General features: G+C 74.6%; 14 protein-coding genes and 1 tRNA gene. 9 read left to right on the top strand and 6 right to left on the bottom strand.

Going from position 1 to position 14,232, the window contains the following annotated elements; genetic code table 11:
- Nucleotides 1-18 precede the first annotated feature (18 nt).
- The 4 genes from ABZS80_RS13975 (at nucleotide 19) to ABZS80_RS13990 (ending at nucleotide 2,534) form a co-directional block, all read left to right on the top strand.
- Nucleotides 19-840, top strand: coding sequence for a DUF3105 domain-containing protein (locus tag ABZS80_RS13975; RefSeq protein ID WP_355056073.1), 822 nt, complete (start codon nucleotides 19-21; stop codon nucleotides 838-840).
- Nucleotides 841-850: 10 nt separating this feature from the next.
- Complete coding sequence (locus ABZS80_RS13980; RefSeq protein WP_355056074.1) at nucleotides 851-1,525, top strand: DUF305 domain-containing protein; 675 nt, start codon at nucleotides 851-853, stop codon at nucleotides 1,523-1,525.
- 181 nt (nucleotides 1,526-1,706) lie between these two features.
- Complete coding sequence (locus ABZS80_RS13985) at nucleotides 1,707-2,402, top strand: winged helix-turn-helix domain-containing protein (protein ID WP_151461908.1); 696 nt, start codon at nucleotides 1,707-1,709, stop codon at nucleotides 2,400-2,402.
- Nucleotides 2,403-2,462: 60 nt separating this feature from the next.
- A tRNA-Arg gene (locus tag ABZS80_RS13990) sits at nucleotides 2,463-2,534 on the top strand.
- A gap of 44 nt (nucleotides 2,535-2,578) precedes the next feature.
- Here ABZS80_RS13990 and ligD read toward each other — a convergent pair.
- From ligD to ABZS80_RS14005, 3 genes are all read right to left on the bottom strand, one after another.
- Nucleotides 2,579-3,538 carry a non-homologous end-joining DNA ligase gene (ligD, locus tag ABZS80_RS13995; RefSeq protein WP_355056075.1) on the bottom strand — a complete coding sequence of 320 codons (960 nt, stop codon included), beginning with the start codon at nucleotides 3,536-3,538 and terminating at the stop codon, nucleotides 2,579-2,581.
- 105 nt (nucleotides 3,539-3,643) lie between these two features.
- Entirely contained in the window at nucleotides 3,644-4,123 is a 480-nt protein-coding gene (locus tag ABZS80_RS14000; RefSeq protein ID WP_355056076.1) for a cupin domain-containing protein, read from the bottom strand.
- Nucleotides 4,120-4,908, bottom strand: a complete 789-nt coding sequence (locus tag ABZS80_RS14005; RefSeq protein WP_355056077.1) for an isocitrate lyase/phosphoenolpyruvate mutase family protein — start codon at nucleotides 4,906-4,908, stop codon at nucleotides 4,120-4,122. Before ABZS80_RS14005 ends, ABZS80_RS14000 begins: the two co-directional genes overlap by 4 nt.
- Before the next feature lie 53 nt (nucleotides 4,909-4,961).
- Between ABZS80_RS14005 and ABZS80_RS14010 the strand changes: the two genes are divergently transcribed.
- Nucleotides 4,962-6,362: a PLP-dependent aminotransferase family protein gene (locus ABZS80_RS14010; RefSeq protein WP_355056295.1), complete on the top strand. Its 1,401-nt coding sequence runs from the start codon at nucleotides 4,962-4,964 to the stop codon at nucleotides 6,360-6,362.
- 388 nt (nucleotides 6,363-6,750) lie between these two features.
- Here ABZS80_RS14010 and ABZS80_RS14015 read toward each other — a convergent pair whose 3' ends face one another.
- Nucleotides 6,751-8,196 carry an MFS transporter gene (locus tag ABZS80_RS14015; RefSeq protein WP_355056078.1) on the bottom strand — a complete coding sequence of 482 codons (1,446 nt, stop codon included), beginning with the start codon at nucleotides 8,194-8,196 and terminating at the stop codon, nucleotides 6,751-6,753.
- A gap of 81 nt (nucleotides 8,197-8,277) precedes the next feature.
- Here ABZS80_RS14015 and ABZS80_RS14020 point away from each other — a divergent pair, with 81 nt between their 5' ends.
- The 3 genes from ABZS80_RS14020 to ABZS80_RS14030 all read left to right on the top strand — a co-directional run bounded on the left by ABZS80_RS14020 (nucleotide 8,278) and on the right by ABZS80_RS14030 (nucleotide 11,512).
- On the top strand, nucleotides 8,278-8,673 hold the full coding sequence (locus tag ABZS80_RS14020) for a helix-turn-helix domain-containing protein (RefSeq protein WP_355056079.1): 396 nt from the start codon (nucleotides 8,278-8,280) through the stop codon (nucleotides 8,671-8,673).
- A gap of 80 nt (nucleotides 8,674-8,753) precedes the next feature.
- Nucleotides 8,754-9,299, top strand: coding sequence for a helix-turn-helix domain-containing protein (locus ABZS80_RS14025; protein ID WP_355056080.1), 546 nt, complete (start codon nucleotides 8,754-8,756; stop codon nucleotides 9,297-9,299).
- Between the two features lie 32 nt (nucleotides 9,300-9,331).
- Nucleotides 9,332-11,512, top strand: a complete 2,181-nt coding sequence (locus tag ABZS80_RS14030; protein WP_355056081.1) for an MMPL family transporter — start codon at nucleotides 9,332-9,334, stop codon at nucleotides 11,510-11,512.
- 21 nt (nucleotides 11,513-11,533) lie between these two features.
- On the opposite strand, the gene ABZS80_RS14035 is transcribed toward ABZS80_RS14030, so the two are convergent.
- Nucleotides 11,534-12,790, bottom strand: a complete 1,257-nt coding sequence (locus ABZS80_RS14035) for an erythromycin esterase family protein (protein WP_355056082.1) — start codon at nucleotides 12,788-12,790, stop codon at nucleotides 11,534-11,536.
- A 90-nt stretch (nucleotides 12,791-12,880) separates the two neighbouring features.
- On the opposite strand from ABZS80_RS14035, the gene ABZS80_RS14040 reads away from it, so the two are divergent.
- Nucleotides 12,881-13,072 carry a DUF2795 domain-containing protein gene (locus ABZS80_RS14040; protein ID WP_151463483.1) on the top strand — a complete coding sequence of 64 codons (192 nt, stop codon included), beginning with the start codon at nucleotides 12,881-12,883 and terminating at the stop codon, nucleotides 13,070-13,072.
- Between the two features lie 6 nt (nucleotides 13,073-13,078).
- Here ABZS80_RS14040 and erm read toward each other — a convergent pair whose 3' ends face one another.
- A complete protein-coding gene (gene erm, locus ABZS80_RS14045; RefSeq protein ID WP_355056083.1) occupies nucleotides 13,079-13,897 on the bottom strand; it encodes an ErmE/ErmH/ErmO/ErmR family 23S rRNA (adenine(2058)-N(6))-methyltransferase in 819 nt (272 codons plus the stop codon).
- Nucleotides 13,898-14,232: the final 335 nt, after the last annotated feature.

Below are 14,232 nucleotides of genomic sequence, written 5' to 3' on the forward strand. Positions count from 1 at the left end.
CCGACCTGACGAGGCACGATGAGCATCAGCACCCCGGGCGGCCCGGAGCGCCGCCCGACCGTGGTCAGCACCGGCAAGAAGCCGGCGGCCGGCCGGCCGGCGGCTGCCGACAAGCCCTCCGGCGGCCGGACCGCGGCCGGCAAGGGCGCCTCGCGGCAGACCGGCGGCAAGGGCCGCAAGCCGGTCACCCCGGTGAAGGTGACCCAGGGTCGCGCGTGGGGTCCGATCGCCCTCTTCGTCGCGGTCGGCGTGCTGGCCGTCGGCATCATCGGCGTCGGCGCGTGGGCGGTCTACCAGGGCGCCCAGCCGTGGGAGAAGCGGGCCGACGCGATCAACGGCATCGTCGACTTCCGCAAGAAGGACAAGGACCTGGTCAAGGGCGGCCAGCACCAGCCGGGCCCGATCAAGTACGACGTGCTCCCGCCGGTGGGTGGCCCGCACAACCAGGCCTGGCAGAACTGCATGGGCGACGTCTACGACGCCCCGATCGCCAACGAGCACGCGGTGCACAGCCTGGAGCACGGCACGGTCTGGATCACCTACCGCCCTGACCTGCCCGCCGACCAGGTGGCGAAGCTCAAGGCCAAGGTGCAGGGCAAGGAGAAGCTGATGCTCAGCCCGTTCGAGGGGCTGGACAAGCCGATCTCGCTCCAGGCCTGGGGCTTCCAGCTCAAGGTCGACAACGCCGACGACGGCCGGATCGACGACTTCATCAAGACGCTGCGCGTGAACGCCTCCGTGGAGGGCCCGACGGCGCTCTGCGACCAGGGCGTCACCGCCACCGGCACCACCCCGCGCGACAACCTGGGCAACAACATGCCCGAGCAGCCGACCCAGTGAGGACGCCGCGATGAGCGCCGCCGCGACCACGGACTCCGACCTCGACGAGGCCCCGGTCACCGACCCCGGTGACCGGGGGGTCGCGCGGCGCTTCGGCGTCCTGGCCCTGGCGGCCGCCGTCGTGGTGGGTCTCCTCCTCGGGTACGCGGGCGGCCTGCTCACCCCGACGTTCACCCGTCCGGGCGACAGCTCGGCGGAGGCCGGCTTCGCCCGGGACATGACCGCCCACCACGCCCAGGCGGTCGCGATGGGGCTGCTGGCGTTCCGGCAGGGCCAGGACCCGGAGGTACGCCAGATCGGCGGCGACATCGCCACCGGGCAGCAGGGTGAGATCGGCACCATGCAGACCTGGCTGCGTTCCTGGAAGCTGGACCCGACCGGCGACGAGCCGCCGATGGCCTGGATGTCGGACGGCCCCGGCCTGGTGAAGAACGGCCTCATGCCGGGCATGGCCACTCCGGAGGAGATGGCGAAGCTGCGGGGCGCCACCGGCCGCGAGTTCGACGTGCTGTTCCTGCAGATGATGATCCGGCACCACGTCGGCGGGGTGCACATGATCGACGGGATCCTCGACCAGGGGCACGACGACGACGTGCTGAAGGTCGCCCAGGTCATGAAGAACACCCAGCAGAACGACCTGACGAACCTCTCGGCCGCGCTCAAGCGCCTGGGCGGCACGCTGTAACACCCCGCTCGTTCCGGAGGGCCCGCGTCGTGCGCGACGCGGGCCCTTCGCGTACCTCGGGCCGAGTTCCGTCCGTTATGCCGGTTTATAACGGTTTGGGTCATACAACCCATTGCACTGCTTGGAGACTTTTCTCCACACATATCGTGACCAGTTGCGATTCGGGCTCGTTGCGAAAGACGTGGGGGTTGCACTCAGAGACGCAGGGCGGTCGGTGACCAGCTGGTGCCGACGCCACACCATCGGCGGTGACGGGGCGGTGGCAGCCGTCCGTCGCGGACTGCGGCAGGGCGAGCCGGGAACGCTCAGCCGCGAACAGGAACTCGAACTGATCGACGTGCTCCGGGGCGTCCACCCCGACGAGTTCGGCCTGGACGAGGAGCTCTGGACGCGACAGAGCCTCACCACGCTGATCGAGCGCCAGTTCGAGCTGACCATGGACGCCGGCACGGTCGGGGCGTACCTGCGGGCCTGGGGGTTGGGTCCGCGGGAGCCCCGGGAGCGGGCCTGCGGGCTCTGCGTGGGCGCCGTCGAGCGCTGGGTACGCAGCGAGTACCCGTCGATCACGCGGGCCGCCCAGGAGCACGCCGCGGAGGTCTACTGGATCGGCCGCGTACGCCTGCGCGGCACCATGCCGGCGGCCGACGTGATCTCCGCGGTCTCGTCCCGCGGCCGGGTGCGCTTCATGATCACGACGCCGTCGGTGGACCCGCCGCTCCCCCGCGACTTCGTGCTGCGGCTCAGCGGCGCCGAGGAGCGCACCGTGCACCTGATCGTCGACGGTTCCTGGCCCCGCAACGAGTGGCCCCGCCGCCTGCCGCGCCGCATCGTCCTGCACCCGCTGCCGAGCTGCGGGCGCCCCGTCGCCGCCGCCTGACCCGCCGGATACCGATTCGGTGATCCGGGAAGGGGTTTGCTACTCTTCTCGGGTCGCTGAGCCCCCGTAGCTCAGGGGATAGAGCACCGCCCTCCGGAGGCGGGGGCGCAGGTTCGAATCCTGCCGGGGGCACAGACACGAAAAAGCCCGGGCCGCTGGCCCGGGCTTTTCGCTTCTCAGCCGGCCTCGCGGCGGGCCTTCGCGCGGCGCTTGCCCTCGTGCATGGCCTGCACCCGGGCCACCGGGATGCTCCGCCCCTCGGCGACCAGTTCCTCCGGCAGCCGCTGCGGCGCGGGCAGCGCCTCCGCCCACGGGTCCCGGTCGCCGAGCAGCCCCGGCACCGTCCGCACGGTGAAGTCGGCCGGGGTGGCCGCCTCGACGTCGGCCCAGCCGACCGGGTACGACACCGGCGTGCCGGGCCGGATGCGCGGGCTGTACGCGGCCACCACGGTCGCACCGTAGGACCGGGTGGAGTCGACGAAGACCCGGCCGCCCCGGTCCTCGACGATGAAGGCGGTGGTGGCCAGCGCCGGGTCGAGCCGCTCGGCGCGGGCGGCGAGGGCCCGGGTCGCCGCGGCGGCCTCCTCGGCCGTCGTCGCCGGGTCCACCGGCACGATCACGTGCAGGCCCTTCGCCCCGCTGGTCTTCACGGCACCGGCCAGCCCCACGTCGGTGAGGGCCTGCCGGACCAGCAGCGCGGTGCGGACCGCCATGCCGAACGCGTCGCCCGGCGGCGGGTCCAGGTCGAGCACCAGATGCGTGGGGTGCTCGGGGTGGCCCGCGTGGCCCAGCGTCGGGTGGTACTCGACCGCCCGCTGGTTGGCGAACCAGAGCAGCGTGCGCCGGTCGTCGCAGAGGGCGTACGAGATGTCGCGGTGCGAGGCCTCCGCCCAGACGGAGGTGCGGCGGACCCAGTCCGGTGTGTACTTCGGCAGGTTCTTCTGCATGAACGGGTCCTGGCCGGGCCGCACCCGGACCACCGACAGTGGCCGGTCCCGCAGCCCGGGGAGGATCCGCTCGTGGACGGCGTCCAGGTAGTCGACCAGGTCGCGTTTGGTCGCCCCGGCCCCGTCGAACAGCGGCTGGTCCAGGTTGGTCAGCGACACCCCGGCCCGGGTCTCGTCAGCGGCGCCCATCCGCCCACCTTCCCGGGCCGGGCGCGGGTCGGCAACCCCGACACGGATTCCCGGCGGTATGCGGTCGCCCCGGCCCGGCCGGCGTGGCCTCCGGCGGGGTGCCGATCAGACCCAGAACGTGTCGTGCCGCAGGAAGAACTCCGTCCGCTCCTCCTCGGTCCTGCCGGCCAGGTCCAGCAAGCCCTCGAAGTAGCCCTCCCGCGGCGCACCGGGAGCGAAGTGCAGCAACATCGAAGCCGGCTCGCCGGACTCGTTGCGGAACGCGTGGACGCCACCCTCGGGGACGTGCACGAAGTCCCCGGGCGCCGTGTCGATCCACCGCCGGCCGTCGTAGATGCGTACCGTCCCCGAGAGGATGAAGAAGGACTCCGAGATGGACCGGTGGAAGTGCGGCGACGGGCCGCTCGGCTGCGGCCCCATCTCCCAGCGGTAGAGGCCGAACTGCCCGTTGGTCGACGCGCCGGTGGCCAGGAAGTGCGCCGAGCCGCCGGACGGATAGACCAGTTCCGCGGGTTGATCCGCCGGGCGGTAGGTGGCCGACTGCTCGCCCAGGTCGCCCGAGTAGCGCGGCGGCGGGTAGGTCACCGGGCCTCCTCTCCGATCGGGAACTCCTCGTGGCCCGCCGAGATCGCGGCGAGCATCCCGACGATACGGGCGCGGGCGGCCGCGTACAGGCCCGAGCCGTAGCTGACCCGGGCCACGCCGAGGGCGGCCAGCTCGCCCGGGGTGGGGGCGCCGGGACGGGCCATGACGTTGACCGGGGCGTCCACCTCGGTGACGACATCGCGGATCTGCTCCGGGTCGGCCAGCAGGATCGGGTAGACGCTGTCCGCACCGGCGGCCCGGTAGCGGCGGGCCCGGCGCACCGCCTCCGCGAGCCGCCCCTCGGCCGGCCCGTACGCCCGCAGGTGCACGTCGACCCGGGCGTTGAGCACCAGGTCGACGCCGGCCCTGTGGGCCGCCGCCCGGATCCCGGCGAGCAGGTCCGCCTGCTCCTCGACGTCGTACAGCTCGCGGGTACGGGGGTCGGAGTCCTCGATGTTGCAGCCCACCGCCCCGGCCGCCAGCAGCCGCTCGACCAGCTCGGCCGGGCGCAGCCCGTACCCCCGTTCCAGGTCGGCGGTGACCGGAACCGGCACGGCGGCGGCGATCCGGCCGACCGCCGCGAACATCTCGGCCACCGGCGTGGCCTCGCCGTCGGCGTGGCCGAGCGACTCGGCGACCGCGGCGCTGCTGGTGGCGACGGCCGGGAAGCCGGCCGCGACCACCGCCCGGGCGGACCCCGGGTCCCAGGCGTTCGGCAGGATCAGCGGGTCCCCGGGGCGGTGCAGTGCGCGCAGCGTGGCGGCCCGCCGGCTCAGCTCGGTCATGCGGCCAGTCTCGCCGCGCCGGCGGCCCGCCCGTAAGCTCCAATTCCGTGCCGATGGACTGGGCCGATTTCGGCGTCGACCTGCACCTGGAGCTGGACGCCACCGGCGGCCGGCGGGCCGGCCTGGAACGGGCGCTGCGGGACGCCATCCGCGACGGGCGGCTCCCGCCGGCCACCCGGCTGCCGGCCACCCGCGTCCTCGCCGCCGAGCTGGGCCTGTCCCGGGGCACCGTGAGCGCCGCCTACGACCAACTGGTCGCCGAGGGGTGGCTGGTCGCCCGGATCGGCGCGGGCACGGAGGTCAGCGGGCTGCGCCGCGCCGCGCCGCCGCCGGCCACGCCGCCGCCCGGGTCCGCGACCTTCCGGTACGACCTGCGCCCGGGCAGCCCCGACGTCGGGCTCTTCCCGGTCACCGCCTGGCTGCGGGCCACGCGGCGGGCGCTGGCCGTCGCCCCCGCCGAGGCGTACGGCTACGGCGACCCGCGCGGCCGCCCCGAGCTGCGCCGCGCGCTCGCCGGCTACCTGGGCCGGGCCCGGGGGGTGCTGGCCGACCCGGAGCGGATCGTGGTCACCACCGGGTACGTCCAGGCCCTCGTGCTGCTCACCGGCGTGCTCCGGGACGCCGGCACGCCGACGGTGGCCATGGAGGACCCCGGGCTGGCCTTCCACCGGGAGGTGGTCCGCCGGCACGGCGGCGCCGTGCTGCCGCTGCCGGTCGACGGGCTCGGCGCGCGCACCGACCTGCTCGGCGCCGGGTCGCTGGCCCGGGTGGGGGCGGCCGTGGTGACCCCGGCGCACCAGTTCCCCACCGGGGTGACCCTGCACCCGGCCCGCCGGCATGCCCTGGCGGAATGGGCCCGGGCCACCGGCGGGCTGGTGGTCGAGGACGACTACGACGGCGAGTTCCGCTACGACCGGCAGCCCGTCGGCGCGGTCCAGGGCACCGCCCCGGAGCAGGTCGCGTACGTGGGCACGGCGGCGAAGACGCTGGGGCCGGCACTCCGCCTGGCCTGGCTGGTGCTGCCGGCCCGGCTCGTGGAGCCGGTGGTGGAGGCCAAGCGCCACCTGGACCTGCAGAGCGAGGCAATCGGGCAGCTCGCCCTCGCCGAGCTGATCGACGGGCACGGCTACGACCGGCAGATCCGCACCGTCCGGCGCCGCTACCGGCAGCGGCGGGACCTGCTGCTGGAGCGGCTGGCCCGCCGGTCCGCCCTCGACGGGGTGGCGGCCGGCCTGCACGCCACCGTCCACCTGCGACCGGGTGGCCCGACCGAGGCCGAGGTGCTGGCCGTGGCCGCCGCGCGTGGTCTCGCCGTCGGCGGGCTGGCGATGCACCGGCACCATCCGGAGAGTGGGCCGCCCGGCCTGGTGGTCGGCTACGCCCACCCACCGGCGCACGCCTATCCGGCCGCCGTGGACCTGCTGGCCGGGGTGCTGGACGACCTGGGCGCCTGACCGGGCGCGACGACGCGGCTTGCCCGGCGGCGGCCGTGGACTCGGCATGGCTTCTCCCTGACTACGAACGTGATGACGTGGGCGGTTCACCGGCACCGCTCTCCGCCCGCCGCAGCCCTGGCCCGGCTCCGGCCCTGGCACTGACCCGGACCGCCCACAATCCCCGACCCCGACCCCGACCCCGACCTCCGCGCCGCCCCCGGCCCCAGCCGATCCATTTACGACATCAAGTTCGTAGCGACCGAAGGCGACATGCCACCGTGCCCCGACGGCGTGGGGGCGGGCTCCGTGCTTGCACAGATCCTGGCGAGTTTCCGTCGGCTGAGAACGGAAACCCGCCAAGATAGCATCACGCCTCTGCGGCCGGGTGTGACGACGCCCAGACGGGTCAGCGGGCGGAGCATGTGTCCGGGACCGCGGAAGTGGGAAGCGAGGCGGGACGGCGGGCGGGGCGGGCGGTGAGGAGCGCGACCAGGAGGGCGGCGGCCACCAGGGCGGCGGCGACCGTGAAGGCGGACCGGTAGCCGAGGGCGAGGGCCGCGACCGGGTCGGTGCCGGCGGCGCGCAGCGCGTCGGCGCGGCTCGCCGCCAGGGTGGCCAGCACGGCCAGCCCGAGCGCCCCGCCGACCTGCTGGGTGGTGTTGGCCAGCCCGGAGGCGAGCCCGGCGTCGGCGGGTTCCGCCCCGGCCATGGCGAGGGTGGTGACCGCCGGCAGGGTGAGCCCGCCCGCGACGCCGAAGACCAGCAGCGCGGGCAGCACGTCGGCGGCGTAGCGGGCGTCCACCGGGAGGCGGGCCAGCAGCAGGAACCCGGCCACGGCGAGTGCCAGCCCGCCGACCAGCACGGTCCGGGCGCCGAAGCGGGCCACCAGTCGCCCGGCCAGCCCCAGCGAGACGGCCGCGATCACCAGCGGGGTGGGCAGGAAGGCGAAGCCGGTGGCGGCCGGGTCCAGGCCGAGGACGAGTTGCAGGTGCAGGGCGAGCAGGAACTGGAAGCCGAAGTAGGCGGCCACCATGAGGAACTGGGTGGCGTTCGCGGCGACCAGGCCGGGCGCACGCAGCACCCGGGGCGGCAGCAGCGGGGTGGCGGCGCGCCGCTGCCGGGCGGCGAAGCCGGCGAGCAGCGCGGCGGCGAGCGCGCCCGCGCCGAGGGTGCGCGGCGAGGCCCAGCCGTGCTCGCCGGCGCCCACGATGGCCAGCACGGCGGCCATCAGCCCGGCGGTGGCCAGCACCGCGCCGAGCAGGTCCAGCCCGGCCCGCAGCCCGGCGCCGCGGTCCGGCGCGATCAGGCGTACGGCGCCGGCCACGATCGCGGCGCCGATCGGCAGGTTGATCAGGAAGATCGACCGCCAGCCGGCCAGGTCGGTGAGGACACCGCCGACCAGCAGCCCGAGCGAGGCCCCGGCCGCGCCGGTGAAGCTGAACACGGCGATGGCGCGGGCCCGCTCGGCCGGCTCGGGGAAGATCCGGACGATCATGCCGAGGCTGACCGCGGTGGCGAGCGCGCCCCCGACGCCCTGCGCGAACCGGGCGGCGACCAGGGTGCCCGGGCCGGTGGCGGCCGCGCAGAGCAGCGAGGCGAGGGTGAACAGTGCGACCCCGGCCAGGAAGACCTGGCGCCGGCCGAGCAGGTCGCCCAACCGTCCGGCCAGGAGCAGCAGCCCGCCGAAGGCGACCAGGTACGCGTTCACCACCCAGGCCAGCCCGGCGGCCGGGAAGCCGAGGTCGGCCTGCACGGCCGGCAGCGCGACGGCGACGATGCTGCCGTCCAGGATGATCATCAGGCTGCCGGCGCTGAGCACGAGCAGCGCGGGCCAGCGGTTGGTCCCCGTCATGGTGGAGGTCCTCCTTGGTGCACGGTTTGTTACTGAGGCCATCGTCTGTGACCATGAGGCCGAGCGGAAGGAGGCACTGTGATGTCCCAGGGGAACAGGTGTGTGTCCATCCAGGCCGACCAGGCGCGGGCCTGCACCGTGCGGGAGGCGCTGGACCGGGTCGGCGGGAAGTGGAGCATCGGCATCCTCATCGCCGCCTCCCAGGGCCCGATCCGCTTCACCGAACTGGAGCGCCAGGTGGAGGGGATCAGCCGGCGGATGCTCACGCTGACCCTGCGCAACCTGGAGCGCGACGGCCTGCTGCACCGGCGCGTCCACCCCACCGTGCCGCCCCGGGTCGAGTACACGGCCACCCCGATGGCCCGGGAGCTCTACGAGTCGCTCGTGGCGCTCACCCGCTGGGCGGAACGGCACCGCGAGGGGATCAGCGCGGCGCGGGCGGCGTACGACCGGGAGCACGGGGCGGCGGTCGACTGAGCGCCGCTGTGGCGAAGGCCACCCAATCCGTCTGACCGATCGGTCAGGTGCTGACCGATCGGTCAGGCATGCTGGAGGGCATGGCACGGGCGGTACCGGAGACCCACGGCGACATCCTCGCGGCGGCGGCGCGACGCTTCGCCGTCACCGGCTACAAGGGCACCTCGCTCCAGGACATCGCCCGTGCGGTGGGCTGTTCGAAGGCGACCGTGCTCTACCACTTCGCCAACAAGGAAGCTCTGCTCTGCGAGCTGATGGCGCCCGCCATCGCGGTGCTGGAGGCGCTCGACGCCCGGCTCGCCGGCACGACCGGCGCGGCCGCCCAGGAGATCGCCGGCGAGGGCTTCGTCGACCTGGCGGTGCGCTTCCGGCGGGAGATCGCCCTGCTCCGGGGCGAGTTTCCCGACCTGCTCCAGCAGCCCGCGTTCGCGCACATCCAGCAGATCTCCGAACGGCTCATCGCGGCGTTCGCGGGCCACTCCGGCCGGCCCTCCGCACAGATCGCCGCGTTCGTGGTGCTCGCCGGCATCGCCGAGACGTGCGCCGAGTTCATCGACGTCCCCGACGACGAACTGCGGCCCGCCCTGCTGGCCGTCGTCCGGCGCGCCCTCGAACCCGTCACCTGATCCCCGATCCGACCCCGAGGACAAGGAAACCCATGGCGACCCTGCTGTACCGGCTCGGCCGGGCATCGTTGCGCCGACGGCGGCTCGTCGCCGTCGTGTGGCTCGTCGTACTCGTCGGCCTCGGCCTCGCCGCGGCCACCCTGAAGGGCCCGACGGCGAGCAACTTCACCATGCCGGGCACCGAGTCGCAGAAGGCGATCGACCTGCTCGCCGACCGGTTCCCGGCGGCCAGCGGCGCCACCGGCACCATCGCCGTCAAGGCCCCCCAGGCGGGCCAGCTCACCACGCCGGAGGGCCAGGCGGTCGTCAAGCAGGTCACCCAGGAGGCGGCCACGCTGCCCGGTGTGGTCGGCGCCGTCGACCCGTACCAGGCGCAGGCGCTCACCCCGGACGGCCGGTTCGCGCTGATCCAGGTGCAGTTCCAGGGCCGGGCCGACGACGTGACCGACGCCCAGCGCGACGCGTACGAGAGGGTCGGCGCGCAGGCCGAGGCGCAGGGCTGGCAGATCGCCCCCGGCGGCGAGGTGCTGAACGGCGAGCCGGAGGTCGGCTCCACCGAGGCCCTCGGCGTGCTGGTCGCGGCGATCGTCCTGATCGTCACCTTCGGCTCGCTCGTGGCGGCCGGGATGACCATGCTGAACGCGCTGATCGGCGTCGGCGTCGGCATGGCCGGCCTGTACGCGCTCAGCGGCGCCGTCGAGCTGACCAGCACGGCGCCGATCCTGGCCCTGATGCTCGGCCTCGCGGTCGGCATCGACTACTCGCTCTTCATCACCTCCCGGCACCGGCAGAACCTGCTCGACGGCCTCTCCCCCGAGGAGGCGGTGGGCCGGGCGGTCGGCACGGCCGGCTCGGCCGTGGTCTTCGCCGGCGCCACCGTGGTGGTCGCGCTCGCCGGCCTGGCCGTGGTGGGCATCCCGTTCCTCACCGTGATGGGCCTGGCCGCCGCCGGCACCGTCAGCGTGGCCGTCCTGGTGGCGATCACCCTGGCCCCGGCGCTGCTCGGGTTCGCCGGCCGAAAGGTGCTGCCGCGGAAGCTGCGCGACCGCAAGGCGGTCGAGGACCCGGGTACCGGCTCGGAGGACCGCTCGGGCTTCGGCTTCCGCTGGGCGCACTGGGTGACCCGGCTGCGCATCCCGGTCATCCTGGTCGGCCTGCTCGGCCTCGGCCTGCTTGCGATCCCCGCCCAGGACATGCGGCTGGCCCTGCCGGACGCCGCGGCGGCCGCCGAGGGCAGCCCGGCCCGGGTCAGCAACGACCTGATCCGGGAGGGCTTCGGCGAGGGCTTCACCGGGCGGCTCGCGGTGGTCGTCACCGCCGACTCGCCGCAGGCCACCCAGGCCGCCGTACCGCAGGTGACCGCGCTGATCCAGAAGACCGACGGGGTGCTGGCGGTGGCGCCGCCGCAGCTCGACCAGACCGGCCGTACGGCACTGCTCGGGGTGATCCCGAAGACCGGGCCGACCGACGCGGCCACCGAGACGCTGGTGCACGACATCCGGGCGCAGGTCGGCAACATCCAGAGCGCCGACGTGCTGCTGACCGGCGTGACCGCCATCGGCATCGACGTGTCGGAGAAGCTCTCCGACGCGCTCCCGGTCTACCTGCTGCTGGTGGTGGGCCTGTCGGTGCTGCTGCTCATGCTGGTGTTCCGGTCGATCCTGGTGCCGGTGAAGGCGGCGCTGGGCTTCCTGCTCACCGTGGCGGCCACCTTCGGCATCACGGTCGCGGTCTTCCAGCAGGGCCACCTCGCCGACCTGGTCGGGCTGGACACCCCGGGCCCGCTGGTCAGCTTCCTGCCGATCCTGCTCATCGGCATCCTGTTCGGCCTGGCCATGGACTACGAGGTCTTCCTGGTGTCCCGCATGCGCGAGGACTTCGTGCACGGGGACACGGCCCGCCAGGCCACCATCAACGGGATGGGGCACGGCGCCCGGGTGGTCACCGCCGCCGCCCTGATCATGATCTCGGTGTTCGGCGGCTTCGTCTTCCTGGACGACCCGGTCATCAAGTCGATGGGCTTCGCGCTCGCGATCGGTGTCGCCATCGACGCCTTCGTGGTCCGGATGACCATCGTCCCGGCGGTGATGTCGCTGCTCGACAACGCCGCCTGGTGGCTCCCGCGCTGGCTGGGCAAGGTCCTGCCCAACGTGGACGTCGAGGGCGAGGGCCTGCGCGCCCACCTCGCCGAGCGCGAGCCCGCCCAGGTGTGACGCGGGGACCTGCCCGGCCGGTCAGACGCCGGCCGGGTAGGTCTCCATCTCGCCCGGGGTGGCCAGCGCCGGCAGCGGGTGCAGCGCGGTCGCCTCGTCGCACCAGATGAACGCGTCGTAGCGCTCGCCCAGCCGGGTCGGCACGTAGTTGCCCCAGGATTCGAAGCTCGGGTCGTAGACCACCCCGATGGCCCGGTGGTCGGTTTCGGCGGTCACCCACTCCGGCTGGTCCTCGCCGCCGAAGACCAGCACCGCCCGCTCCGGCATCAGCTCGTGCAGCCGCCGTTCCACCGAGCCCTCCCGGGCCGGCGGCACCACCATGGCCTCGGCCGGCGAACCCCAGCGCGGCGCGGCGACCACCGTGCCCCGGTAGCTGCCGAAGCCGACCAGCGCCACCGCGTCCCGGCCGTGCCGTTCCCGGCCGAGCTGGCCGATGTTCACCAGGCCGTCCGCCGCCATGTCGGTGGCGCGGGCGTCGCCGACGTGCGTGTTGTGGGCCCAGACGATCCCGCGCGCCTGCGGGCCGTAACGGTCGAGCAGCCGGTCCAGCGTGTCGGCCATGTGGATGTCGCGGATGTTCCAGGACTCCGGGCCGCCGCCCACCATGGCCCGGTAGTAGCGCTCCGCGCCGGCCACCACCTCCGCGTTCTGCCAGGCCGCGAAGCGGTCCGGGCCGTCCGCGGCGGCCTGTTCCCGGGTACGCGCCAGCAGCCGGACGACCTCCTCCTCGCACCGGGCCGAGACGAACCGGCTGGCCGCCCCGTAGTCCTCGATCCGCTTGCCGTACGGCTCGAAGCACCGGTACGCCTCCTGCGCCGCCTCCAGCGAGGCCGGCTCCTCCTCGCCCAGGTAGTCGAAGATGGCCTGCATCGACTCCCAGAGGCTGTAGACGTCCAGCCCGTGGAAGCCGGCCCGCTCCCCCTCGGGGCGTTCCAGGTTCCACGCCCGCAGCCAGCGGCAGAACCGGGCCACCTCCGCGTTGGCCCACATCCACGTCGGCCAGCGTTCGAAACCCTCCAGCGCGGTCTGCGGATCGGCCGACCCGCCCGGTGCTCCCACCACCGAGCAGTTCACCCGGTCGCAGTCCGGCCAGTCCCCCTCCACGGCGACGAAGTCGAAGCCCTGTTCGGCGATGAGCCGCCGGGTCAGTTGCTCGCGCAGCCGGTAGTAGTCGTAGCTGCCGTGCGTCGCCTCGCCGATCATCACGATCCGCGCATCCCGGACGCGTTCCAGCAGCGGGTCGAAGTCGCTCGGCGCGCCGAGCCGCTGTACCAGCATGCGAGCGGCTACCCGGGACCCGTCCGGGCAAACCGCCGGCGCGGCCGGGCCGGCGGGCATGGCGACCCGCGCAGCGGGTAGCCCGCCGGCATGACCGTCACCGGGGTGCAGTTGCAGGAGTTCCTGGCCGGGCTCGACTACCCGGTCTCCCGCGCGGACCTGGTCCGCTGGGGTCAGGAGAACGGCGCCAGCACGGAGATGTTGCAGATGCTCAGGGCGTTGCCGGCGGAGGAGTTCGACACCCCCGCCGAGCTGGGCGAGGCGCTCAACACCCTGGTCTGAGCCGGTTCACCACCGGGCCGTTCCGGGGTCCACGGCGTGCAGCAGCCGGAACAGGACCAGCCACTGCTCTGGCCAGACCAGACCGACCGGGGTGTCCGGCGCGAGCCGGGCGGCCCGCAGCGCGCCGTCGACCCGGCGGCGCGGGTAGCCGGTGCGCAGCGAGGCGGCCAGCGAGCCGCCGACCCCGCCGAAGCCCAGCTCCACCATCCGCCGGTACGCGGGCAGCGCGGCCCGGGGCAGCAGCGGCTCCGGGCGGCGGTCCAGGCGGAGGAGCCCACCGTCGGCGGCGGGCACCGGCCGGAACGCGCCCCGGGGCACCCGGCCGGCCAGCCGCCAGTGGTGCTCGGGCCAGGTGAGCACCGTGAGGCGGCTCCACCGGCGGTGGTCGCCGGTGCGCTTGCGGGCGTAGTCGAGCTGGGTGAGCAGGGTGGCCGACCGCAGGCCGGGCGCGGCGAGGCACCAGCGGACCACGGCGGCGGTCAGCGACCAGGGGATGTTGCCGACCACCGCGAACGGCTCGCCGGGCGGGACGGCGGCCAGGAAGTCGGCCGCCCGGACCTCGACGTGCGGCAGGCCCGCGCAGGCCGCGGTCAGCTCCGGCAGCACGGCCGGGTCCACCTCGTACGCGACCAGCCGGCCGCACCGGTCGGCGAGCGGCCGGGTCAGCTGCCCGCGCCCGGCGCCCACCTCCAGCAGCAGGTCGTCCGGGCCGGGGCGGGCCGCCCGGAGCACCCGCGCCACGGCGGCCGGGTCGGCGAGGAAGTTCTGGGACAGTACGCGACGGGACCGGTCGCGTGCGGTGGTACGGAATCGGCGGGGCGCCACTGGATCGTCCTGTCTGTCGCCGGACGGCGACGGGAACGGACAGGCGGCGCGAAGGCGGGCCTGTCCGAGCGGATCGGGACTCGGACGACCCTGGAAGTTCGGCGGGGACGCGACGGCCACGCGCCGGATCGGGGCGGGCGGCGGCGCACGTGGGCAGCCGGCGACGGCCGGCCCGGTCAGGGGCCGGCGGTGCGGACGGTCAGGTCAGGCGCGGTGGGCGTCCCGGCCGGCCAGGGCCGGGCGCCGGACCCGCGGGCGGGCGACCAGGAGGAGCCCCCGCGCGGCCGGCGCGACGGCCACGTCGATCAGGGCATGCGTGAACATGCCGGCCAGGC

The sequence above is a fragment of the Micromonospora sp. NPDC005305 genome, assembly GCF_040607315.1.
Taxonomy (GTDB): domain Bacteria; phylum Actinomycetota; class Actinomycetes; order Mycobacteriales; family Micromonosporaceae; genus Micromonospora.